The sequence below is a fragment of the Methylomonas stagni genome (genome assembly GCF_050154735.1).
Lineage (GTDB): Bacteria > Pseudomonadota > Gammaproteobacteria > Methylococcales > Methylomonadaceae > Methylomonas > Methylomonas koyamae_A.
The window spans coordinates 1204998-1227324 of the sequence record NZ_CP189557.1 but is presented as its reverse complement, the minus strand read 5'-3'; the positions used below and the strand labels follow the sequence as shown (position 1 = coordinate 1227324).

The 22327-nt window shown below is 54.0% G+C and carries 23 protein-coding genes and 2 pseudogenes; 13 read left to right on the top strand and 12 right to left on the bottom strand.

The genetic code is table 11. The features are described 5' to 3' along the window. The first annotated feature begins 28 nt into the window (after positions 1–28). Positions 29–220, top strand: coding sequence for a hypothetical protein (locus ACP4CD_RS05775; RefSeq protein ID WP_313727929.1), 192 nt, complete (start codon positions 29–31; stop codon positions 218–220). Between the two features lie 64 nt (positions 221–284). Next, positions 285–602 carry a small metal-binding protein SmbP gene (gene smbP / locus ACP4CD_RS05770; RefSeq protein WP_071157538.1) on the top strand — a complete coding sequence of 106 codons (318 nt, stop codon included), beginning with the start codon at positions 285–287 and terminating at the stop codon, positions 600–602. A 384-nt stretch (positions 603–986) separates the two neighbouring features. Here the strand turns inward: smbP and ACP4CD_RS05765 are convergent, their stop codons facing one another. Further along, entirely contained in the window at positions 987–1553 is a 567-nt protein-coding gene (locus ACP4CD_RS05765) for a hypothetical protein (RefSeq protein WP_426993890.1), read from the bottom strand. Positions 1554–2731: 1178 nt separating this feature from the next. Between ACP4CD_RS05765 and ACP4CD_RS05760 the strand changes: the two genes are divergently transcribed. The 7 genes and pseudogenes from ACP4CD_RS05760 (at position 2732) to ACP4CD_RS05730 (ending at position 10576) form a co-directional block, all read left to right on the top strand. Further along, positions 2732–3952, top strand: a complete 1221-nt coding sequence (locus ACP4CD_RS05760; RefSeq protein WP_426993889.1) for a TonB-dependent receptor plug domain-containing protein — start codon at positions 2732–2734, stop codon at positions 3950–3952. Between the two features lie 22 nt (positions 3953–3974). Continuing rightward, the gene (locus tag ACP4CD_RS05755; protein ID WP_269454769.1) at positions 3975–4205 is read left to right on the top strand and encodes a TonB-dependent receptor domain-containing protein; all 231 of its coding nucleotides are present in this window, start codon (positions 3975–3977) and stop codon (positions 4203–4205) included. Between the two features lie 131 nt (positions 4206–4336). Further along, on the top strand, positions 4337–4594 hold the full coding sequence (locus tag ACP4CD_RS05750; RefSeq protein ID WP_231883749.1) for a TonB-dependent receptor: 258 nt from the start codon (positions 4337–4339) through the stop codon (positions 4592–4594). Positions 4595–4997: 403 nt separating this feature from the next. Continuing rightward, positions 4998–5111: pseudogene (locus tag ACP4CD_RS05745) on the top strand (hypothetical protein); the annotation flags it as partial. A gap of 55 nt (positions 5112–5166) precedes the next feature. After that, positions 5167–6887: pseudogene (locus tag ACP4CD_RS05740) on the top strand (TonB-dependent receptor plug domain-containing protein). A gap of 59 nt (positions 6888–6946) precedes the next feature. Further along, positions 6947–7858: an ABC transporter substrate binding protein gene (locus ACP4CD_RS05735; RefSeq protein ID WP_064031234.1), complete on the top strand. Its 912-nt coding sequence runs from the start codon at positions 6947–6949 to the stop codon at positions 7856–7858. A 12-nt stretch (positions 7859–7870) separates the two neighbouring features. Beyond that, complete coding sequence (locus tag ACP4CD_RS05730) at positions 7871–10576, top strand: ATP-binding protein (protein ID WP_426993888.1); 2706 nt, start codon at positions 7871–7873, stop codon at positions 10574–10576. A 456-nt stretch (positions 10577–11032) separates the two neighbouring features. On the opposite strand, the gene ACP4CD_RS05725 is transcribed toward ACP4CD_RS05730, so the two are convergent. Genes ACP4CD_RS05725 through ACP4CD_RS05710 form a run of 4 tightly spaced genes read right to left on the bottom strand, consistent with a single transcriptional unit; the run spans position 11033 to position 12530 of the window. Beyond that, the gene (locus ACP4CD_RS05725) at positions 11033–11506 is read right to left on the bottom strand and encodes a hypothetical protein (protein WP_426993887.1); all 474 of its coding nucleotides are present in this window, start codon (positions 11504–11506) and stop codon (positions 11033–11035) included. Next, positions 11506–11955: a phage holin family protein gene (locus tag ACP4CD_RS05720; protein ID WP_426993886.1), complete on the bottom strand. Its 450-nt coding sequence runs from the start codon at positions 11953–11955 to the stop codon at positions 11506–11508. The genes ACP4CD_RS05725 and ACP4CD_RS05720 overlap by 1 nt, the downstream gene beginning before the upstream one ends. Positions 11956–11970: 15 nt before the next feature. After that, positions 11971–12201, bottom strand: coding sequence for a DUF883 family protein (locus tag ACP4CD_RS05715; protein WP_064031217.1), 231 nt, complete (start codon positions 12199–12201; stop codon positions 11971–11973). 14 nt (positions 12202–12215) lie between these two features. Continuing rightward, complete coding sequence (locus tag ACP4CD_RS05710) at positions 12216–12530, bottom strand: BON domain-containing protein (RefSeq protein WP_071157548.1); 315 nt, start codon at positions 12528–12530, stop codon at positions 12216–12218. A gap of 419 nt (positions 12531–12949) precedes the next feature. Between ACP4CD_RS05710 and ACP4CD_RS05705 the strand changes: the two genes are divergently transcribed. The 4 genes from ACP4CD_RS05705 (at position 12950) to ACP4CD_RS05690 (ending at position 16603) form a co-directional block, all read left to right on the top strand. Continuing rightward, entirely contained in the window at positions 12950–13162 is a 213-nt protein-coding gene (locus tag ACP4CD_RS05705; protein WP_426993885.1) for a hypothetical protein, read from the top strand. A 44-nt stretch (positions 13163–13206) separates the two neighbouring features. Beyond that, a complete protein-coding gene (locus ACP4CD_RS05700; RefSeq protein ID WP_426993884.1) occupies positions 13207–14004 on the top strand; it encodes an OmpA family protein in 798 nt (265 codons plus the stop codon). Between the two features lie 688 nt (positions 14005–14692). Further along, positions 14693–15589: a hypothetical protein gene (locus tag ACP4CD_RS05695; RefSeq protein ID WP_168030730.1), complete on the top strand. Its 897-nt coding sequence runs from the start codon at positions 14693–14695 to the stop codon at positions 15587–15589. Between the two features lie 312 nt (positions 15590–15901). Continuing rightward, a complete protein-coding gene (locus ACP4CD_RS05690; protein ID WP_426993883.1) occupies positions 15902–16603 on the top strand; it encodes a PA14 domain-containing protein in 702 nt (233 codons plus the stop codon). A 116-nt stretch (positions 16604–16719) separates the two neighbouring features. On the opposite strand, the gene ACP4CD_RS05685 is transcribed toward ACP4CD_RS05690, so the two are convergent. The 7 genes from ACP4CD_RS05685 to ACP4CD_RS05655 all read right to left on the bottom strand — a co-directional run bounded on the left by ACP4CD_RS05685 (position 16720) and on the right by ACP4CD_RS05655 (position 22097). Further along, the gene (locus tag ACP4CD_RS05685; RefSeq protein ID WP_426993882.1) at positions 16720–16917 is read right to left on the bottom strand and encodes a metallophosphoesterase family protein; all 198 of its coding nucleotides are present in this window, start codon (positions 16915–16917) and stop codon (positions 16720–16722) included. 57 nt (positions 16918–16974) lie between these two features. Then, positions 16975–17193: a hypothetical protein gene (locus tag ACP4CD_RS05680; RefSeq protein WP_426993881.1), complete on the bottom strand. Its 219-nt coding sequence runs from the start codon at positions 17191–17193 to the stop codon at positions 16975–16977. Next, positions 17190–17762, bottom strand: coding sequence for a zeta toxin family protein (locus ACP4CD_RS05675; RefSeq protein ID WP_426993880.1), 573 nt, complete (start codon positions 17760–17762; stop codon positions 17190–17192). Before ACP4CD_RS05675 ends, ACP4CD_RS05680 begins: the two co-directional genes overlap by 4 nt. 31 nt (positions 17763–17793) lie before the next feature. Continuing rightward, positions 17794–20715 carry a COR domain-containing protein gene (locus ACP4CD_RS05670; RefSeq protein ID WP_426994660.1) on the bottom strand — a complete coding sequence of 974 codons (2922 nt, stop codon included), beginning with the start codon at positions 20713–20715 and terminating at the stop codon, positions 17794–17796. A gap of 182 nt (positions 20716–20897) precedes the next feature. After that, positions 20898–21089, bottom strand: coding sequence for a hypothetical protein (locus ACP4CD_RS05665; RefSeq protein WP_426993879.1), 192 nt, complete (start codon positions 21087–21089; stop codon positions 20898–20900). 202 nt (positions 21090–21291) lie between these two features. Further along, the gene (locus ACP4CD_RS05660; protein ID WP_426993878.1) at positions 21292–21696 is read right to left on the bottom strand and encodes a type II toxin-antitoxin system VapC family toxin; all 405 of its coding nucleotides are present in this window, start codon (positions 21694–21696) and stop codon (positions 21292–21294) included. Next, positions 21696–22097, bottom strand: a complete 402-nt coding sequence (locus ACP4CD_RS05655) for an antitoxin (protein WP_426993877.1) — start codon at positions 22095–22097, stop codon at positions 21696–21698. Before ACP4CD_RS05655 ends, ACP4CD_RS05660 begins: the two co-directional genes overlap by 1 nt. Positions 22098–22327 lie beyond the last annotated feature (230 nt).

The following is a 22327-nucleotide window of genomic DNA, read 5'->3' as shown; positions in this document are numbered from 1 at the left end:
GCTTGGGTCGGCCATTCAGGAGTTCGACATGAATAAAGTTCCCAACCAACACCCGGCGCAAGCCGACGAAATCATGGTCGTCGAGATTCGCGGTAATCGCCGTCACGACATCGCCGAGGATTACGAAGACGATATGCAGATGACTGCCGGCCGAGACCGGGGCGGGTTTATCCCGGTCAGGCGCAACGCAAAAAAAGCCGAAAAAAGCGACCGTTATTGAGATCGCCGATGTTGATGCCGGAATCGGCGCGCGGCAATGCCTAAACCCATACAAGGAAACCCTTATGAAGATTGTTTCGAACCCATTGATCGGACTCGGCGGCGCCATGCTGTTGAGCGTTTACACCTGCAACGTCCAAGCGGCCGATAGTCACTTCGCGTTGGCGCTGGAGCATGCCAACGCCGCCGGCAGTGCCGGCGACGTCAAAAGCATCGTGGATCATGCCGATGAAGCCAAGGTGCATATCATCGTCATAGAGGAGCATATGAAAGCCAGTCTCAAAAGTCTGGATGCGGCGATCGGGCATGCAAAACAAGGCCATGCCGACTTGGCGAAAAAATCCTCGGAAGACGCGGTGTCGCATTTGAACTCCGCTAAATAAGGCCGGACGGTTTTCGATGCCGATGACAACGGCGGGCTAATCCCCGCCGTTTTTTTATGCGTGGCGGATCGTGAGTCGCTGACCTTACCCCGGTATACCAACATATAGCTTTCGCGCTTCAAATTTCGGCACATCCGCTCCCTGTCGCCCGCCGGGTGATGGATAGGGCGAGGGGATAAAAAACCGAAATTTTAAGTGCGATGGCTATAGCGCGCGGTTAGAGGCTTCAGCCGCAAACCAGGGAGTTGCGAGGATAGACGCTTGGGGGAGGCTAGGGAATGGAATGGCGCGATCAGCTCAGCTTATGAGTCAGCGGCACCGGAAGAGCCAGCCAAAAAAGCCGGCGCGAGCATCAAGCTCGCGCCGGCTATCCCTAACTAGAACTTAGGAAACCTTCGATTTAGCTCGGCCGGTGTACAACAAGCCCAGTAAGGCGCTGGTCATCATCCACACCGAAGCGGGTAGCGGTACGGTGGCGGGGCCGTCGTCCGTAGCTTTCGAAGGACTAATGTCGAACGCGTACAGAAAGTGCAAATTATCGAATTCCTCCGTGTCGGCGAAAGCCAACATCACCGCATCCGAACCCAAATTGGCGTTGCCGAATGCGGCGCTCCAAACGCCACCGGACAACATGCCGACTTGGAAATTGTTGGAGCCCAGCAAGGTGCCGGAAGCGGTCGCGGTGCCGATATGGTAATTGGCTCCGCTGGCAACGAACGATACCGCGCCGACACCGGTAAAGGAGAGGACGGGCGCGGCCGCGCCGATCATCGCCGTGTCTTCGAAAATTCCGAAGGTATCGGTCAGCGAAGGGAACGGAAACGATGACGTGCTAAACGACATAAAGTTGACGTCGCCGTCGTTCGGTGCCCAAACGCTAGCGGAACTAGCGCCGGAAACCGCCAATAGGCACGCGGCGAGCGAGGTCTTTAAATAGGGGATCTTTTTCATAGGTATTTCTCGATAGGTTTAAGTGAACAAATTGCCATCCAATGGCGCTTACCCCTCGGCCGGTTTTGCCTGGCAAGACCGGCTTTGACAGAGTTCTTGCGACCGTGCGTTTCGCGGAGCGCTAGCCCCGCTCGGTCTTTGTGTCAGGCGCGCGCCACGGGCAGCCAAGGCAATAGCGACGCGCCGGTTGGATCGTGGACGTTAAGAAAAGGGGTGCCGGTGCGCGTGGGCAAGCAAACCTACGCTTCAACGCTAGGTGTGGTGGAACTAAGGGTGGGGCGACAGCGGTTTGCTTGCCGCTGATTACCAATACTTGGGAGCGTTGAACCCGCTGTCCGGCAAATCGGAAACATGCAATCCAATGATCGCGATCCGTGCTAAGAACTTGAATTTGATTGGGTTGGGTATTGATTTCGGTAAAGTCATGTTGCCAGTTTAAGCACTTGTAGTGGCTGCGTCGGTACGTTATCCAACATTGCGATCAGCGCGATTCGCCGGCGCGGTCATGTGCCAATTGATGTTTGAGGTACTCGTGCCGACCGCGAATCAGTTGCTGAGGTTGGTCACTTAAAATCGCTTTGAGCCATTTTTAGTTGTCAATCTAGTCGGTTGTCGGGATCGCCTTGTCTGATTGTCGAGAACAACGATGACATAACGCAGTAACCTTACCCCTGCGGGGCTACTTCAGCCGCCAGCGGCGGATGGTACGGCCAGTTTTTCGAACGGACGGTAATTTTCAAGTGGCTCCGTACTATGATTAAGTAAACCGAATTTTGGAAAATACACGAAAAGAAATAAAGTAGGGGCGGTTTGAAACTACCCATTTATTGGGTATTGCGAAGTACTCGATCGCACTGAATGATCGGAAGCATGGGCAAGGTAGATTGCGCATTTTTTCAGTAGCGGCAATCGCTTGTGCGCGTCAGGGGGCATGATGAAAAGTTTGACCGTATCTCTTGTGATCGCCGCGCCATTATTGATTTGGGCGACGGTCTCGCTGGCCGCATCTTCTACCGAGGAAGAAGACTTGGCGCAGGTTTACGGCGGCGAGGAAATGGGCAGCGCCACCGGTACTCGGCAGCCGGTCGGCAAGGCGCCGGCGGTGGCGTCCGTGGTCACCGCGGCGGACATCAAGGCCATGGGCGCGACGGACATCGACGAGGTGTTGGAAACCGCACGTGGCACGCAGCTATCTTGGATACAACCCGATTTATACGTTTCGCGGTGTTTATTCCGGCTTCAACCCGCAGGTGCTGATGTTGATCAACGGCGTCCCCATCACCTCCTACACGGGTGATAGGAACTTGAGTTGGGGCGGCATGCCGGTGCAGGCCATTTCCCGCATCGAAGTGGTACGCGGACCGGGCTCGGCCGTATATGGTGCAGATGTTTTCGCCGGTGTGATCAACATCATCACCAAGACCAAGGACGAGATCAACGGCACGGAGGTAGGCGGGCGGGTCGGCAGTTTCGATACCTATGACGGTTGGGCCTTGCACGGTGCCGAATGGGCGGGCTTCGACGTGGCGGCCATGGTGGAATATCACAACACTGCCGGTCAAAAATCCATCCTCGACGCCGACGCGCAGACCGGATTCGATCGGCTGTTCGGCACTCATGCCTCGCTGGCTCCGGGCCCGGTCAATCTGTCGCGAGACAATATGGATGCACGATTGGATCTTTCCCGCGGACACTGGCGCTTCCGTGGCGGCCTGCAGCATCGCGACAATTACGGCAGCGGGGCCGGCGTGATACAGACCCTAGATCCGGTGACCATGATAGGAAACGATCGTTGGAATGCCGATCTCACCTACCAGAACGCTGACTTCGCCGAGAATTGGGAGATGATGGCGCAACTCAGTTATTTGGATGGCGACCAGCATAATACCGGGGCTTTTCCTCCAGGCGCTCGCTTACCCATAGGTGCCAACGGTCTGATCGATTTCGCCAATCCGGTGCAATACGTCACGTTTGCCAACGGTTTCAGAGGCGTTCCGGAAAACTGGGAACGTCACGCTCGCACAAACCTTGCCGCCGTTTATCGAGGCTTTTCGGCGCATACCTTGCGTCTGGGTGCCGGCTTCAACTACGACAGCATTTACAAGGTACGGGAGCAGAAAAATTTCGGTCTGGATCCGGTCACGGGAACCCCAATTCCCTTGCTGCCGGGCACCCCGCTGGTGGATGTCTCGAACACGCCGCTAGTTTATCTGCCGACCAAGGATCGCACGGACGCGTTTTTCCTGATCCAGGACGAATGGGCATTCGCTAGAGACCGGCAGTTGACTGCCGGTATGCGTTACGACCGCTACTCGGACTTTGGCGAGACGGTCAATCCACGAGCGGCCCTGGTTTGGGAGACCCGTTACGATCTGACCACTAAGCTGATGTACGGGTAGTGCCTTCCGCGCACCGGCCTTCATTGAGCTCTATAACGTCAACAATCCCGGAGCCAACGGTAATCCGCGCCTGAAACCGGAAACCATGGATAGTCTCGAGCTGGCGTTCGACTATCGCCCCTTGGACAAACTGCGCTTGGGCGTCAATTTCTTCCATGATTGGTGGAAGGATATTATTCGTTTCGTGCCGGACATCGGCTCAACCACCATAACGGCCCAAAATACCGGCAGCCAAAACGGCTATGGCGGCTAGCTGGAGGCCGAATGGAAAGCCCTAGACACCCTCAAACTGGCGGGAAACTATTCCTACCAAAAGTCCACGGACAGTACTACCCATCAAGATGCCGGCTACGCGCCTCATCATCAGGTTTATCTACGCGCTCAGTGGGAATTTTTGCCCGACTGGCAATTCACCCCCAGGTTAAATGGATCATCGACCGCGACCGGGCCGCCGGCGACACTCGCCCGGCCATGGACGATTACACCTGGGTCGATTTGACTCTCCGCCGCAAGAATATCCACGATCAATTCGAAGTGGCCTTCTCGGTGCGCAATCTGTTTGATGTGAATGCCCGCGAGCCTAGTCCGGGAGCGGCCATCCCCAACGACCTGCCCTTGGCGGGGCGGGGAAATCAGAGTTAATTTTTAGCCATAACTATAATTAAACCCAATTTTAGACGTGACACTAAATGAAACATGGCATGGAAGAGTTCAGGGCTAACTACTTAAAACCGGCAATGTGTCAAATTTGATCGGCCAAAAAGGTCGGGTAAAGGCAACGAGGGCACGATCGTTATTTTCCAATTGCGGCACAAATGATTGCTCAAAAGGAGGCGTCATGAAAAATACGGTCGCAAGTCTCGCCGCCACGGTGCCGACATTGCTTTGGATCACGGTCTCGCTGGCCGCGCCGAATGCCGAGGAAGAAGACTTGGCGCTGGTTTACGGCGACAAAAACACCGTCAGTATCGCCACCGGCAGTCCGCAGCCGTTGCAACGCGCACCCTCGACCGCGACGGTGATCACCGCCGAAGACATCGCGGCGATGGGCGCCAAGGATCTGGACGAGGTGCTGGAAACCGTGCCGGGCGTGCATGTCGAGCGGTCCTACATCGAATACACACCGATGTATCAATTTCGCGGCATCGTCGGCAACCCCACCAATCCTCAGGTCTTGATGCTGCAGAACGGCATTTCGATAAATACCCTGTTTCGTGGCGACAGGGGCAAGCCTGGGGGGGCTGCCGCTGGACAACATCGCCCGCATCGAGGTGATTCGCGGCCCCGGCTCGGCCCTATATGGCGCCGATGCTTATGCCGGGGTCATCAACATCATCACCAAGACCGCCAAGGACATCGACGGCACCCAACTCGGGGCGCGCGGCGGCTCGTTCGATACCTGGAACACCTGGGCGCAACACGGCGGCAAATGGGGCGAGGTGGAGGTCGCGGCCTACGTCAATGTCGGCGCCACCGACGGTTTCAAGAAAACCATCATCGAGGATTCCCAAACGTCGCGCGACAAGTTTTTCGGCACTGATGTCTCCGAAGCGCCGGGGCCGGTCAACACCGGCTACGATAGCGTAGACGCCAACCTCGATCTGGCTTACGACAAATGGCGCTTACGCTCCGGCTATAAGCTGCGAGACAATCTCGGCATGGGGGTCGGTCAGACGGCGACGCTCGATCCCATCGGCACCGAAACCAGCGAACGCATCAACGCCGATTTGTCCTGGAACGACGCGCAATTCGCCAAAAACTGGGGGCTGGGCTTCATGGCCAGTTTCCTGCACTACAAGGAAGATGCCAGCAACTATCACATGTTCCCTGCCGGGACCCGACTCGGCCCGTTTAATTATCCGGACGGCATGATAGGCTCGCCGGGACGCTGGGAGCGGCAAATCCGGATTTCGGCCTTCGCCAACTATACCGGCTTTACCGACCACAACCTGCGCATAGGCTGGGGCCACGACGACCTGAACCTTTATAAAACCCGGACCTTGAAGAATTTCTTTTTATTGCCTAACGGCTTACCCATGCCGACGGGTGCCGTTACCGACTATGGCAGCATCCAACCGCATATTTTGCCCCATACCCGCATCGACGATTATTTTTACCTGCAGGACGAATGGAGTTTCGCCCCGGATTGGACCTTGACCGCAGGGGTGCGCTACGACAGTTATTCCGATTTCGGCGTTACCGTCAATCCGCGACTGGCGATGGTCTGGAACGTCGATCTGGACCTGACCGCCAAATTCCTCTGGGGCCGGGCCTTTCGCGCGCCGTCTTTCAACGAGCAGTACGGCATCAATCCGTCCGGGGAGGCAATCCCGGTCTGCAACCCGAAACCATGGACACCTACGAGGTCGATATCAGTTGGCAGGCACGCCGCGATACCGAAGTAAACCTGAGCTTTTTTCAATACGATTTGGCTCAGATCATTTCTGCCGTCGCCAATCCAGCGCCGGCGCCAGGACTCGCTTTTCAAAACACCGGCAAACAATATGGTCGCGGCCTGGAACTGGAAACCACCTGGGATGCCACGTCTTCACTGAGACTGACCGGCAATTATTCCTTTCAAACCTCGATCGACGAAACCCATCATCAGGACGCCGGTTACATGCCTCATCACCATGTCTATGCGCGTAGCGACTGGCGTTTCATGCAGCCCTGGTTGGCCAGCGTTCAAGTCAACTGGGTGGGTGACCGCAAGCGTGCCTACGGCGATACCCGGCCGCCGATACGCGATTACACCACCTTCGACCTGACGCTACGCACCGATAATAGTAAAAAGGGCTGGGTTGTTGCGGCTTCAATCCGCAATCTGTTCGATGCCGCAGTACTGGAGCCCAGTCTGGCGCCGGGCACGGCTATTCCCTACGATTTGCCGATGCCGGGGCGGTCGTTTTATCTGCAAGCGACTTTTTCGTTTTGAAGCCGATGACCAGATTCCTCTATAGCCGACAGCGGCACAACGGCTTAATAGCGGCGCTGATGAGTCTTTTACTGCTGACCCCTATCCCAACGGCCGTCGCCTTTCAGACGGGGAAAACAGCCGTTGCGATCATTTATCCCGACATCGCCGAGCCCTACCGCACCGTGTTCGAACAGATTATTAGCGGTATCGATTCCACAACCCAGACTGTCAAATATGCCGTAGCGCCGGACGTGAACATCAATGACCTGAAAAACGGTTTACGCCAACAAAATATCAAGGTGGTCATCGCGCTTGGGCGACAGGGCATGGGCATCGCCGCCAGCCTGGATCGAGACATCGGCGTGGTGATGGGCGGCGTCATCACTGCGCCGGACAATGGCATCCGCGATTTGCCGTTACACAGCCTGTCGCCGGACCCGGCCTTGTTGTTTGAGTTGCTCAAAAAACTGTTGCCAGCCACGCGTCGCGTGTTCGCGGTTTATAACCCAAAGCAAAATGCCTGGCTGATACGCCAGGCAAAAATGTCGGCGCGCAGTCTAGGCTTGGAACTGGTGACGTACGAAGCGCAGGATTTGCATAGCGCGGTGCAAGGTTATCAGGACTTTTTCAACAACGCCGACAGTCGCCAAGATGCGTTGTGGCTACTTCAGGATTCCACCACGGTCGAGGAAAGTTCGGCACTGCCCTTGGTGTTGCAGGAGTCCTGGAACCGGAACCTGGCGGTTTTTTCCAGCAATTTCGGCCATGTCCGGCGCGGGGTGTTGTTCTCGCTTTATCCCGATAATGGCAAAATGGGCGGCCATCTGGCCGATATGGCGTTAAGGTTTCTGGCGTCCGGCGACTACGGAGAGCACGGCGTGATTTTGCTACGAGAGGTGCTGACGGCCATCAACCTACGCACCGCCAAACACCTTGATATCAATACCAGTCGACAGCAAGATTTCGATGTGGCATTTCCCGATGAATAATCTTCCCGGACCATGAAACCACAGTTCGCTTCTTTCCTGGACAAATACACATTCCAACGCCAGCTTGGCGTTACGATTGCTGTCGGTATTTTTTTGCTGGCGTTGTTCGCTTCCGTTGTCGGATCGTGGCTCGGCAATCAACGGGTGCGCGGCAACTTGCTGGATCAGGGGCGGGGTATCACCGCCAGCCTTGCGCGTCAAAGTGCGCTGGCTCTGGTTTACGCTTCCGGCGATAACGCGACGGAAGCCGTCAACACCACCTTGGCGTTTCCCGGTGTCGTCGGCTTGGAAATCCGCGATGCCAACCGGCAAGTATTGTTAAAACGCGGAACGACCGATTCCAGCGAGCTTTTCCAAGCGCCTGCCGCGGCCGATATCGGCAAGGCCGACCCGGCGCAAGCCGTGTTTCTCGACGCCGAAAGCCCAAATTCATGGCGCTTTATCGCGCCGGTGTATTCTCAACCTGCCAGTTCGCCCTTCAATGAAATCGTCGCGCCGGAGTTGCTCGGCGAAGTAATCGTCGTGGTAAGTAAGGCGGCACTGATGCAGACGACCGCCAGCATTTTCGTCGCCAATTTGACGACATCCTTTTCTTTTGCGCTGCTGTTTCTGGCCCTGATCCGCATGTTGACCAAGCGGATGACGCAACCGCTGATTCGGCTATCGGCGGTCATGAGACGTGCCGAAGCCGGCAAATCGTTGGTACGGGCCGCGTTGGCCGGGCCGAGGGATATTGTCGACATGGCTCAAGCGTTCAACGGCATGATGTCGGTACTGGAGGCTCATGCCGCGGAAAATGCCCAAATCTACGCAGAGTTACAGCAAAGCGAAGCCCAATACCGTCGGATCGTGGACACGGCGAACGAGGGCATATGGGTGTTGGGGCCGAGCGCCAGAACCAGCTTCGCCAATCCTAGAATGGCCGATATGCTCGGCTACACTTGTGAAGAAATGCATGGCCGGCCAATCACAGACTTCATGTTCGAGAAGGATGTGCCGGATCACTTTATAAAAATGGAGAACCGGCGACTAGGTCTTGCGGAGCATTACGAACGCCGCTTCCGCCGTAAAAACGGGCAGGCGGTGTGGACGGTTGTTTCTGCCGCTCCCATTCTTGACGACGAACAGCGCTTTCAGGGTTCTTTTGCGATGTTCACCGACATTACCCAACGCAAACAAGCGGAAGACGAACTGAGACAATACAAGGACCAACTGGAGGAGACAGTACGGCAACGCACGGCGGAGCTGTTGCTGGCGCGCGATGCCGCCGATGCGGCCAACAAGGCCAAGAGTATGTTCCTGGCCAATATGAGCCATGAATTGCGCACCCCCATGAACGCCATTCTCGGCTTTTCCAGCATGATGCGCCGCGACCCGCAACTCACCAGCCAGCAAGCCGAAAACTTGGAAATCATCAACCGTAGCGGCGAACATCTGTTGAACCTGATCAACGACGTGCTGGAAATGGCCAAGATCGAATCGGGCCGCCTGCAACTGGAAATAGCCCCGTTCGACCTCGGTGCCATGGTGCGGGACGTCGTCGAAATGATGCAAATCCGCGCCAGGGAGAAAGCCTTGCAGCTGCTGCTCGACCAGTCGTCCGAGTTCCCACGCTATATCCATAGCGACGAAGCGAGGATACGGCAAATTCTCATCAATCTGATCAACAATGCGGTGAAATTCACCGAACACGGCGGCGTGACGATGCGTCTGGGCGCCAAGAACAATGCCCGGTATCATCTGCTGATCGAGGTCGAGGATACAGGTCCCGGTATCGCGCCGGAAGACCGAAGCCGTTTGTTCGAGCCCTTTGTACAACTGGGCGAGGCGGACGCGCAGCACGGTACCGGCCTGGGTTTGGCTATCACCCGCCAACTCGTGCAGATGATGGGCGGCAGTATCAGCGTCGAGAGCAGCGTGGGTAAGGGATCTCTGTTCCGTGTCGATCTACCGGTAGAAACGGCGAGCGGCACCGACATTTTGGGCTCGGAACCCCGGAAACCGGGCGAAGTGGTAGGACTTGCCCCAGGCCAACCCCGATATCGGATCATGATCGTCGAGGATCAGCACGAAAATCGGCTATTGCTCAGCCGGCTGATGACGGGCCTAGGACTGGAAGTCAAAATTGCCGGTAACGGCGCGCAATGTCTGGAACTGTTCCAGTCTTGGCAACCCGATTTGATCTGGATGGATAGGCGCATGCCGGTAATGGACGGTATCGAAACAACGCAGCGACTTCGCCAGTTACCGGACGGCCAGACGGTCAAAATTGTCGCCGTCACCGCCTCGGCGTTCAAGGAACAGCAGCAGGAAATGCTGAACGCCGGCATGGACGACTTCGTGCGTAAACCTTACCGCTTCGAGGAAATCTACGACTGTCTGGCGCGGCAACTGGACATAAAATTCATTTACCACGAGAGTGCGGCCGAAGAGCAGCCCGAGCCAGTCGCTTTAACCGCTATGATGCTGAAGGTTTTGCCGGCTGAATTGTGTAACGATCTGAGAGAGGCGCTGGTGAGCCTGAACATCGAACGCATCTCAGCCATCATCCAACAAATCGGCGAGATCGACCCAAAACTAGGTCTTGCCCTATCCCGGCTTGCGAATGTTTTCGATTACCCGAGCATACTGTCGGCGTTGAACGGGTTAGGGAGGCTGGCGACCGTAATTGACCGGAATCCTTACTTTCATTGGCGCACCTTTGGGGGCCGTCGATAAGGCTTTCGCTTGATTTTTATAACTATTCAGCGCGAAGTAAAAACGCCCTCTCCCAACGGAGCGGGGGGATGAGCACCTCAATGTCAGCTATGCCGTTCGCTGAGCGGCGTCGAAGCGAAATGGCTTCGGCTCCGCTCAGCCACCGCCTTATTTCGGTTCCGTTCAGCCAGCGGCTTACATTGACTGTAACCGGTTAACTTAACGCCACGGGTAACGACCCTCCCCCAAACGCCCTCTGAATGGTTACGAATTTTTCAGGCTACAGCATTGGATTCGTTGGTCAAGATTGCGGTTACCACCTCAAAAGATCTGCCGCTCGTGACGGGTGGTAACGTCGGTTTTTTCGAACGGATGGTAATTTTGCAAGAGGCTCTAACGTAAAAATTTATGTGGCTTGACGATTTTCTGATGGGAGTTTGTTGGAAACCCTAGCGGATAGGATGCTATCGATTGCGACTAGGGACGGGGCGGGGTTGGATCGCTACCCGAGCTTGCGAGCTTATCGGGTGCGGTCGGCGGCATCGAACGCCTAGCTCGGCGCAATGCGGCGCTTGTCCGGATTCGGGATGAGTGCAGGTGCTTTGCCAGCCAGGCGATCGGTAAGGCTTTGTACAAGGCATGGGCCGAGAGCAACAGGCTCAGCGCGGCGCTCAGGGTGGTTCGGCTGTGGGGTTCGCGTTGACCGAGCCGGCCGGATGATGGCGCGGAACTCGGTGGCGCCGGGCAGTGACTCAGTTCGCCGGCGACAAAGCCGATGCCGCCGGCCAACAACAAGCTGGCGGGCGCGGTCATTTGTTTGTACAGGCTGCTGAGTAGCACTGCGCCGTCCGTTTTGATGGAGCGACGCCGCTCGGCCAGTTGCCGTTCGGCATGGCTGATTTGCGCATCCAAAGAGGGGCCGGCGGGTTTGGATAGTGGCCGGAACCGCATCAGCGTTTGTCCCGATCGGCAGGGCGGTCGGCCAGGGGCTTGAGACTGCGTTGCGTGGCAGGGAATTGCAAAAAGCGGGCGCGGCGACGGATGATGCCGAACAGGCTCAACGCCAGCACTAAATTGCAGGCGACCGCCAACCAGATTGCGCTGCTGGCCCGCAACTCATGTTCGATTAGCCATTGCACGCCGGCTGCCAGCGAACCCAGCCAAGCCGCGCTGAGCAGCAAGCCCAGCATGACCGCGGCAATCAACATCGTCACCAGACTTTGGCCGGCCCGCCGCGTTTCCAGCGCGGCGAGCCGAAAGCGATCGTGACTCAAATCCTGGTATTCCGCCCACAGCGAGTCCATCTGAGCCAGCAAGCCGGCGTCGGCCGGCGATTCGGCGGGCATCGCCGAAAAAGCGCCGGAGTCGCCGCCCGAGTTGGCGGAAGTTTTCGGGGCCATGCCGGGCAGCGCGGTTTAGCGGCTGCTCAACAGACGGCTGAGCAAAAAGCCGCCCGCCACCGCGATGCCCAATGCCGTTACCGGATTGTCGCGGATATAAACCTGGCAGTTTTTTACGATGCGCTGCTCGGCCGTTTTCAGCTGTTCGCCTTTTTGGTCCAGCGTTTCGGCCGCTTGGTTGGAGGCGTTGGCGATCATATCGACCGCTTCGTGGGCGTAATTGGATGCTTTATCGATGGTTTCCATAATGGTTTTCCTGTTTATTTAAGGCGCATGTCGTTCTTGACCGATTCCACGCCCTTGACGCTGCGGGCAATCGATACGGCTTTGTCGATGTCGGACCGCGTGCCGACGAAACCACTCAATTGCACGATGCCCTTGAAGGTTTCCACGTTGATTTGACCCGAACGGAGGTTGGGTTCGTCGAACAGCTGCGCTTTAACCTTGGTCGTGATCACGCTGTCGTCGATGTATTCGCCGGTTCCTTCGTGTTTATTGGTGGACGCGCACCCGGCGCTTAAAAGTAGTGTCAGTGCCACCAGCAGGGCGGAAGCGGATTTAGTCAGTGTTTTCATTGGTATGCACCTAAGAGGAAATGAATCGGGCCGCTTCGAATCGGTTCCGGATGATTCCAACGCCTGGGGTCTGGGTTGGATAGAACGAGTGAAGCCGTGGAGTCACTGTAACCGGGGCGCGTCGGATAGTCGGTGTGCTAGCGAACATAGTTTGCAAGGCGATTGAATGATCGAATGCGTAGGGCGCCGGCCGCCCATGGTTCGGCAAATCCGGCGCTATCTGGCTATGTGCGATACCGCACCGACAGCCGCTCTCTGTTGCGAATAAGCTACTTAACAGCTTTTTTACAACACGGCGCCGTACGCTTCTGTCCGCTCGTGGCAATACCGGACACAGAGCAGCTCGGAGGCCACACCGGTCAGTTTGGCCGGGCGGCGCGGCGAGTTTTGAATCCCCATTTTTACTCAAAGGAACGATTATGCTGAAAAAACACTTATTGCCGTTCGCGCCCTTGGTCGGTTTCGCGATCCTACCTAGCGCTCACGCGGTGGAGCCCTATCAAGATAACCGCTGGTACGTCGCGCCGTTCGCGACCTTCATCAATAGCGGCGGCGATCGGCGGGCCGCCGACGGTTGGGGCGGTGGGGTCGGTGTCGGTAAAATCATCGATCAGCACTTTACGTCGAGTTAAAAGGTTTTTATCAAGGCTTTGGCGGGTCGAACGGACCTTGGGATTTGGTCGGCGGCAGCGCCGACCTGCAATATTATTTGTTCCGCGACAAATTCTCGCCTTACGCGGTCGTTGGCTTGGGCGGCATGAACACCTGCGCGTCCGCCAACTGCGGTATCGGATTCATCGGCGAAGCGGGCGTCGGCGCCAGTTACGAGGTCAACGACCATTTGCTGATACGCAGCGACGTACGTTATCGCTACAACAACAATTTTAATGCCCAGGTGCAACCCGGCACCGACGAATTCCACGACATGACCGTCAATTTAGGCGTGGTGATTCCGTTCGGCGACAAACCCAAATACGCGGCGAAGACCGACACGCGCGCCGCGCCGGCGCCGTTTGCGGTGGCGCCCAAACCCGATTGCAGCACCTTGGATTCCGACGGCGACGGCGTGAACGATTGCCTGGATAAATGTCCCGGCACCATCAAGGGCGCTATCGTCGATGCCAAGGGCTGCGCGGTTCGGCTGATATTGAAAGGTCAACATTTCAAATACGACTCGGCCGAGCTGAGCTTGAATGCCAAGGAACTGTTGGACGGCGTTGCCAAGGACTTGATCGCGTTTCCGCAGAAAAACGACATCCAGGTGCAAGGCCACGCCAGCAGCGAAGGCAGCGATTCCTACAACATGAAACTGTCGCAACGTCGGGCTCATTCGGTCGTCGACTATTTGAAAATGAAAGGCGTGACCAACAAACTATCCGCGCAAGGTTACGGCGAAACTCAACCGATCGCCGACAACGAGACCGAAGCCGGCAAGGCCGAGAATCGCCGGGTCGAACTGATCTGGATCGAATAGCGGCGATACCGGTAGTCGCCGGTCCGTGAGGTTCGGGCAATCCGAGCGCCGCGGACCGGCGAGCGCGCGTTGCAACGACCGACGCTAACGGCTTGGGCAAGACCGTCGTGCGGTCTCTAAGCCAGACGTTGCCTAGGTGTTGATCTTCAATGCGCGATGGGCGCCTAGCCTCCCGCCGCGTGAAAATCCGTCCGACGCCGACGGGGGCTTTGGCATCGAATCGGTGCCTTGTTTCCCGCTCGAGGCTCGCTTCGTGTATCCTTGTCGCCGCCCTGCCGCTACCTAGTCGAAATTTCCTCGGTCCGGCGCCGCACACAAACCTCGGCGTAGACCAAACGGAACGAAGTCCCCAACTCGACTGTCCATCTTCCTGCGGCGCGTTACTTCTCGGTACGCGCGCGGACCTCGCCACGCCAAATTCGATTTCGCAAAACCCAAGGAACCTAAAACGTGTTGGACCCGCAAAACCGAATGTCCAGCCGCCATCGGAGTGATCCGATCGGGTACGGACTGGAGAATGTCTTAAGACAGGCGGGTGGTGCGCGCTTCGGAAGGCATGTTCCGAATGGCGCCGCATGCTTCGTTGGGCTCGGTTCGCTACCCGCGTCAAGCGGTCAGTTTCACGATACAGACTTTAAACCGGCGATGTTCCGCTCATTGCCACCCCCTCAATCAGGAGAATCATCCCATGGGCTCATCAAGCCAATACCGTTCCGTCTTTTCCGCCGCGACCAGGCAGGAACGGCTGGATAACTTTGACAATTACTGGACGTTTACCCAACAACACGGTGGGGAGTTATTGGAAGCGGAGCGCGATTTAGCTAAAAAACGCGCACGCTTGCAGTATTTTCAAGAGCACCCGGTGCGCTTGCGCAAACCCTTGTCCGATCCGGACGCGTTTTACCGGAACTACGTAACGATGCAAGACGATCCCCGCGCCTTGGATAGACTCACGTTAATGCTGACGAGTATTTACAAATTTGCCCGGCATGAATGGGTCGGCATCAAGGCAGCCTGGGAAGTGGTGCCGACGATGGCCGATTCGCACAGTGTCGAGGATAAAATCAGCCGGGTGCATTTGGCCGAGGAATTTTGCCATTGGCGCTTGTTCGACGAAATGCTCAAGACCTGCGGCCTGGACCGCGTGGAATGGGCGCCGTTGAGCCCCGGCAAGGAATGGTTTTATCGCCAGTTCCCTAAATTGCCCGGCTATTTAATGGATACCCCGGCCTTCGTTACCGAACTGATGGGTGTGACTTACTATTGCCACTTACACCGTCTGTTCGACGACGTGCTGGCCGAAGAGCCGGAAGTGCGAGACCGTTTAAAGGCTTTACTCGACGAAATCACGATAGACGAGATCGCCCACGTTGGGCAGCGCCGAAACTTTATCGGTCCGATCGGAATTCGGATTTCCCGAATTTTGGTGAAACCGTTTTACAAACTGTTTTTCAACGATATTCCGGAAGTGGCGTTGTTATTCGACGTCGAGCAAATGATAAAACACGGCGAAAGCTTTGATTACAACGATTTGCCGGAGTATATGAGGGCCCGCAGTTGGATACCGTCTTACTGCAAAGCCTAGGGAAGCGCAGAGCAAATCCTTAGTTAGGCCGAATCACCCGCGAAAATGAACCTGCCGGTGTCTTGTAAAGTACACCGGCATTTTGCGCATCAGCCCGAGAATATCCCACGTCGTAAGCCCGCATCGGAAAATCCGCGGATGTTTGCCGGTGAATGGCTGCTCGCGATGAGCGGTTTTGACGGGCTGAATCCGGCGCATTCCATACACCCCCTAAAAACCGTTCTGTTTGTGTTACAAATAAGCGCCCCGGTATGGTCACCGGTTTTGGTGGGGAAGTCGTTTGTATCGTCCTCTTGGTCTTAGGAGAAATGTATGAAAACTCTGTTTGCTGGTTCTTTAGTGCTCGGATTATTGGCCGGTATCGGTTCCGCCCGTGCCGACGTGGTGTTAACCAGCTCGATCGCGATACCTAGCTTTTCGGGTAGCGGTTTGAGCGGCAGTTATTATGCTTTTAATTCATGGCCGGGAAATCTGGCGACTACCGAAACGTTGATTGGCCAGAGCAGTGGTCCGACCGCGACGTTTACCGCGACTTCGATTTGCTTCCCCACTTGCAATACGACCATCGGCGACGATTCGACACTGGCGCAATATCTTGGCGGGAATGCGGTGAACCTGTCGCCGAATAGTGTGAGCAATCTGTCCGATCACGGACTGGTGTTAACCGGTTATTTAGCCATCGCCACTCCAGGGACTTATCAATTCAGCTTGGCGTCGGACGACGGAGCGAGATTGCAGATCGGCGGCACCACCGTCATCGATGCCGATGGCGACCACAGCCTGAGCGGCGGTTCCGCCAACGTCGAATTCACCAACAGCGGCTTGTATGCCTTCAAGGTGCTGGCGTTCGAAGACGGCGGCGTTACCGGGCTGACGGTATTGCAAAACGGCAACAGTTTGGTCGCCAGCCAGCTCTACGCCTCGGCGGTACCGATCTCCGGCGCCGTTTGGCTGTTTGTTTCGGCGATCGGCGGCATCGGTTTAGCTTCGCGCTGTGGGCGTACCAAAATCTGAAGCATCCATCATTTGAAACAGGGACGGCTCTGCAATTAAATGGATTCAAGGTTGCCGGCCCTCGGTGGACGCGGGGCCGGCTCAAGCCTATGCCTGGCCAGCGCTTTTCGCGCGGCTTATCCGGCCGCGTCTAACTCGACCTGATAGGCAGCCGAGCACCAGCCTCGGAGCGCCAACTCGATTAGTCGCTGCAATACCTCGGGCTTGCCGATGTAGCCGGCGTGCAAAATCCACTCGCAGCGGTGAAGCGCCGCCAGCGCTTCCGGTCGCAGCAGGCCGTGGGTGTCGGAGATAATGCCGAGGCGGTGGGACACAATGGTGACGGTTAGAATGAGGGACTATCAAAACGGAATCATTCCAAAACTGGTCTTTTACCCATCGGTTCGACTAGACGGCGTTGCGTTGCTCGGTACTTGCTTCAAGTGCTCTGGTGCATCGTCGCCAATGGCAAATGGTGCATTGCCGTCCCACTGCACCACGTATTGACCGAGACGCCGCTTGCGTTCCAGGGCTTTATTGACGGCAAGTTGCAAACAATCCAGCATCGCCTGCGTGTCGGAGTTTAGGATGGGTTTGGATGGTTCGTTCATGGCTGGGCCTGCTGCTGTAATAAAGCAAAAAAATCGAGGCTTAGTATTTCGCGGCTTGTGCCGCATTGCTGGAAAACCAGTTCCGGAATGCCGGCGCCGTTCATAAAGCAGCGAGTTTGATCGGTTTTGGCCGCGAAAAGATGCAACAAATTGTACAGACTACGGGGAAAGCGTCGTGCAATATCCGCTTCGGGGATGTTGTGGCCGCCGTGAGTAACCCGTTCCGCCACCCGCAGACGCGACATTTCGGCACTGGGTAAGGCCAAATAGATCAATTCCACTCGCCAGCCATCCGCTTGCAAGCGGTCGATCAGTTTCAAATAACCGCGCCCGGCCAGCGTGGTTTCAAATGCAAAATCTTGGCGCGCTGCAATGCAATCCTCGATCTCGCGCAGAAACAAACGGCTGGCAGCCGCCAAATGTTGTTCCGGCGCCAGCGGCGACAGGCCTGCGGCGATCAAATCGGCGTTGACGAAACGCCGGCAGCCCGCCACCGAAGGCAGGTATTCCAGCGCGAAAGTGGTTTTGCCCGCGCCGTTGGGACCGGCGATTATCCAGCAGGTGGGCATAGAATGAACCTCTCGGCTAATTTAGCTAATTTTACTGGACGTTTACCTTAAGCCTTAGTAATTCAGGCTTCAGCTTTTTCATTAGCTCTATCATGTAATGCTGCCGGTTGGAGTTTGGAATTGGTTGACCATCTGTTTCGCGGAATTTCACTAAATCGGTATAAGCGAATTTAGCGCCTTTTTGTGCCTGATCGAACTGATCCCCATGTGGCTTAAAAAATTGCAATCTTGCTAGTTCTTCGTCGGAATTAAATTCACATGGGGCAAAATAAATAGGTGTAATTAACAGCTGATTACGAGTATCAGACTTCAGGCGCCCAACAGCGACACTGAATTCTTTTTCCTGTATGTATTGCGAATTCATGAACTCCTGACTGACTAACAGAATCATTACGTCGCATTTGGCAACCCTGCCTTGCAGAAAATGATCCCAATCAGCGCCGATTGGTATTTCTTGATCAGCAAAAACTTCTACATTTAACTCTGGTAAACGAATATATTGTTCAAAATCTCCCTTGAAGATGGAGACATATTCTCTCTGGGCATGCGAATACGAAATAAATATTTTTAAAGGTTTGTTAATTGAGTTAGTTTCCTCTGCCCACGCAGGTAGACGGTCTGAGCGGATGCCATCCAGCAACTCTAATACATCTGCTTCTTCGTAACTGGCGGGACATTCTACTTTCAGCTTTTTATCGCGTTTACGTTGCAAAAGTCGTTTTAAATCGAAAGATTCCGGCCTAGTCTGTTCGCGGCATTTTTTACAATTGCATGGCACGAGCTTTTCGACTTTTTCATTATGTTTTTCGTCGTTCAAATGAAAGCTGTCGTTTAATGCATCTAAATCGGTCGAGATGACCGTTAGCAATTCCTTACGTTCCGGGCCTCGTGCGCGTAAGATAATTTCCCCACCCTTTGGCGCAATTTCAACGAGAATTTCGCTGCTATCGTGTTCAAACAACATACCAGTAACCCAGCCTAATTCCGGATGTGATACGAAACGATGTTGACGTACCATCAAGCGGCTAACCAAACCTTTAGGCATAAATTCATACCGGTAGCGCAATACTAAATCGCCTGGCTGTTCCCAAGACGCTAGCGCGGCAGGTTTTGATGGGGGCAGCAGTTGTGGAGTAAGCCATGTCTCGGTGCCTGTGTCAGGTAGCTGATAACAAAGTTCAAACTTCTGCATTAGGGCCAGTAGTTCAGCGTGCATGTCGGCATATTGAGAATCTTGCCAAACTCTTTGGCAATCTTGCAGACTGAAATGTCCCAACGCAGTCTTAACAACTTCATCGTCCAGCATTTTGAATACTGCTTCTGTGGCCCAAGTATTTTGCAGAATGATTGTTTTTAGTAAGTTCCTATCGTCCTGAAAATGTAAAAACACGCCAAGATCGTGTAGATAACGGCTTAAAAACAGGGCTTTATCGCGATCGAATGGTAAATGTTTAGAGTAAAGGTCGAAGTATTCTTGCAACGTAATATGAGGTTTGTGTTCAGCCAACGTTTCAATATCTGCTCGGATAGAAACCCAACGGGCTGGAAGCACTTCGCCTATGTGTGGAAGATTTCGAGCGTAGTATTCAAGTGCACCTTTTAGCCTATCTGCGGCGTTAATGTTTTCGAGGTTACCCCGAAATACGTCTTTAACGTTATCAAATCGGCCTTTAATGCCGGCTTCGTCAATTTTCTTGCTGCGTCCTCCTTTCTCATTTTGGAATATTAAAAGCGGACTATGATCGGACAATTGATCAACTACTTCCAGCCAGTATTTGAAACCTTCGTCTTGAACGGTTTTATTATCTTTTCTGGTATCGTCTAGTAATACGTATAAGGAGCGTCTTGTCAGGAAAAACTGATGAGTAGAGTGGTAGATTTCCTGGCCACCAAAATCCCAAACATTTAGACGAAAAATCCGGTCATTATCGAGTTTAAATTCGTGTCGATGAATGGCTATTCCCTTGGTGGTTTCCGCTTCCTCGGGAAGTGGCTTATTGGTTTGATAAAGCCTTCTCAATAAACTGGTTTTTCCAGCCCCACCTTCGCCAACAATTAATAATTTTGCTTCGTATAAGTGATCGATGCCTTGATTTTGTTTTTCATCAAAGTAATTCAGGATGGCTTTGGCACCCTGCTTGACAATCTCAGCAGGTGGAATCGTAAGATGATCACTATCAACTGTAATGCTGTTATAACCATGAGAACTTTGCCATAACGAGGAGAGAGATTTTATTTTTATGGGAATTCCTGATCTAATCCAAGGAATAAAGGGGGATAGATCGCTGATAGGGATAGATATGGCTGCAATGTGATTAAGGCTTTCTAGCCCGAGTATAGGTGTCAGATCAACCTCCTTCGAACCTTTTATTCGCAATACTTTAAGTGCGATTAAGTTTTTTAATGGCTCTAAATCAGTACCAACCGAAAAACCATTCTTTCGGCCAATATCTAATGTCTCTAAATTTGATAGTTGTTTCAAAGCAGTTAAGTCTGCATGCCTCGTTCCAGAAATATCAAGACTTCTCAACTCAATAAGATTCGCTAACGGGTTTATATCAACGATGTTGTTATCGCTGATGTCGACTTTTACTAGATTTGTTAATTGAGTTAATGGACTTAAATCAATGATTTTCGTATTATGCGCATTTAGCTCTTTAAGTGTATTTGATTTTGCCAAATGGCTTAAAGTGTCAACCGCTGTTCCACCGCAATAAAGTTTTTCGATGTTATTCATGCCAGCGATAGGCGATAAATCTTGTACTTTTGTGCGAGTGATAAAAAGTGATTTTATGTTTTTTAAGTTTTTTAGAGGATTTAAATCAGCGACTTTGGTGCCTGATATGTCAAGTACCTGTAAATTCACAAGATTAGAAATTGGGTATATGCTGGATAATTTTGTATTGGAAAGATCAAGCCACTCTAATTTTTTTAATTGTGATAGGGAAGAAATGTCCGAAACTCTAGTGTTAGAAAAATCCAGCCACTCCAGGTTTTTTAGGTTCGTTAACGAGGAAAGGCTTTCAGGACTATAAGAAGTTTGTCCATCGAAACAATTAAACCAGAGCTTCTTAAGATTGGTAAGTTTTAAAAATGGGTTGTTCCTGCCCTTTTTCTTGAAGTAACTAATTTTATTTACAGGGCCATTGTTCCGGTTTTTCTCTCAAATCCATAGACTTCATTTAAATTAGAAAACGATAGTTCCTCCAGCCAGACTAACTCGGAAATTTCCATTGGGACTTCAGTTAAACCACAATTACCCAAATCTAAAATTGTAGCGCGGGTAAGCTTGTTTTCTTCGATGAGTTTCAAAGCAAGTTCAGACATCAGGCTGATTCCTTCAAATAATGATGTTGTGGCTGACACGACACGCGTCAATTTCGTCGTTTCAGTGCGCCGAGGTTATTATCGCACCGCAGCGCGGAGCTTTCTGATTACCACGCAGCGCGTGGTAATCAGAGGGAATTTAAGTCCCTTGAGCTTTAAAGACTCAGTTACTTAGCACGCGCTTGCTAAGCATCATAAGCAATTAATTTACCCAATTCTCAACCCGCAATCCCGGAACCCCGAGAAATTCGCCTTCATTCTTAGTCACTAGTATCCAGTCTTGCGACCGGGCATGAGCGGCCAGCCACAAGTTGTTGTTGCTCATCGTCTGTCCGGTTTTGAGGTCGGCGCGGATTTGTCCGTAGTGCTCGCCGGCTAGTTCGGGCAAGTCGTAGACCGGAATCAGGCCGGTCAATTCTTCAATCGCCGCAATCGCGCGGTTCCGCACCTGGCTTTTCTCGGCGCGGAAGCACAATGCGCCCAGGTTAATCACCGACATAGCCAGTTCGCTGGCCGAGTGGCGGGCGAATCGCTCGCGCACGGCGGGTGGGCGATATTTGGCAATGTAGATGCAGATGTTGGTATCGAGCAGGTAGCGCGCTGGCATCAAAAGGCTTCGCGCGCTTGGGGTTGGCTGTCGTCGCGGCCTTCGGCCATGAAGTCTTCGGGTAAGGCGCTGAGTGCGTCGAATATTGCCGCCGCGTTGATGGGGGTTTCGCGCAACACGATTTCGTCGCCGCGACGAAAGATTTCCACGCGGTCGGCGTTAAACCTAAAAAGAGCAGTTTGGTGATGAAAAATCCCGTTCGTCCTGAGCTTGTCGAAGGGCGCGCGGGATTTTTCATTCACCCGTTTGGTGAGTGTATTGCGAGCCGTCCATGCTTTGACGTTGCTCAGCACGAACGGCCCGCAATACACGCCAACTGCCCTTTTTAGGTTAAAGCGAAATTCCTTGGGTAAGCGCACGGCCTGGCTGTTGCCGGATTGAAAAATACGGGCGTAGGTCATCGTCGTACTCCGTGAATGTCGTTACGGCGAGTGTATACGTATTAGGCAAATCAAATCCAGTAACCGGTGAATTTGCCTGCTTTACGGTCCGAGGTAACGATGCGCTTGCCATGGTTTTTAAACACCTTCGGCATGCTGGCGCAGTTTGGCGGCCGAAGGCAATAACGCATTTGTGCCGGTACAAACGTACTGGGTCGGCATGATCGATGCGTTGCCAACTTCGCAAACTT

What these genes read in the sequence shown, in the direction of transcription:
- ACP4CD_RS05775 (WP_313727929.1), top strand. Translation starts at nt 29, where the DNA reads ATGAATAAAGTTCCCAACCAACACCCGGCGCAAGCCGACGAAATCATG.
- smbP (WP_071157538.1), top strand. Translation starts at nt 285, where the DNA reads ATGAAGATTGTTTCGAACCCATTGATCGGACTCGGCGGCGCCATGCTG.
- ACP4CD_RS05765 (WP_426993890.1), bottom strand. Translation starts at nt 1,553, where the DNA reads ATGAAAAAGATCCCCTATTTAAAGACCTCGCTCGCCGCGTGCCTATTG.
- ACP4CD_RS05735 (WP_064031234.1), top strand. Translation starts at nt 6,947, where the DNA reads ATGAGTCTTTTACTGCTGACCCCTATCCCAACGGCCGTCGCCTTTCAG.
- ACP4CD_RS05730 (WP_426993888.1), top strand. Translation starts at nt 7,871, where the DNA reads ATGAAACCACAGTTCGCTTCTTTCCTGGACAAATACACATTCCAACGC.
- ACP4CD_RS05725 (WP_426993887.1), bottom strand. Translation starts at nt 11,506, where the DNA reads ATGCGGTTCCGGCCACTATCCAAACCCGCCGGCCCCTCTTTGGATGCG.
- ACP4CD_RS05720 (WP_426993886.1), bottom strand. Translation starts at nt 11,955, where the DNA reads ATGGCCCCGAAAACTTCCGCCAACTCGGGCGGCGACTCCGGCGCTTTT.
- ACP4CD_RS05715 (WP_064031217.1), bottom strand. Translation starts at nt 12,201, where the DNA reads ATGGAAACCATCGATAAAGCATCCAATTACGCCCACGAAGCGGTCGAT.
- ACP4CD_RS05710 (WP_071157548.1), bottom strand. Translation starts at nt 12,530, where the DNA reads ATGAAAACACTGACTAAATCCGCTTCCGCCCTGCTGGTGGCACTGACA.
- ACP4CD_RS05705 (WP_426993885.1), top strand. Translation starts at nt 12,950, where the DNA reads ATGCTGAAAAAACACTTATTGCCGTTCGCGCCCTTGGTCGGTTTCGCG.
- ACP4CD_RS05695 (WP_168030730.1), top strand. Translation starts at nt 14,693, where the DNA reads ATGGGCTCATCAAGCCAATACCGTTCCGTCTTTTCCGCCGCGACCAGG.
- ACP4CD_RS05690 (WP_426993883.1), top strand. Translation starts at nt 15,902, where the DNA reads ATGAAAACTCTGTTTGCTGGTTCTTTAGTGCTCGGATTATTGGCCGGT.
- ACP4CD_RS05680 (WP_426993881.1), bottom strand. Translation starts at nt 17,193, where the DNA reads ATGAACGAACCATCCAAACCCATCCTAAACTCCGACACGCAGGCGATG.
- ACP4CD_RS05675 (WP_426993880.1), bottom strand. Translation starts at nt 17,762, where the DNA reads ATGCCCACCTGCTGGATAATCGCCGGTCCCAACGGCGCGGGCAAAACC.
- ACP4CD_RS05665 (WP_426993879.1), bottom strand. Translation starts at nt 21,089, where the DNA reads ATGTCTGAACTTGCTTTGAAACTCATCGAAGAAAACAAGCTTACCCGC.
- ACP4CD_RS05660 (WP_426993878.1), bottom strand. Translation starts at nt 21,696, where the DNA reads ATGCCAGCGCGCTACCTGCTCGATACCAACATCTGCATCTACATTGCC.
- ACP4CD_RS05655 (WP_426993877.1), bottom strand. Translation starts at nt 22,097, where the DNA reads ATGACCTACGCCCGTATTTTTCAATCCGGCAACAGCCAGGCCGTGCGC.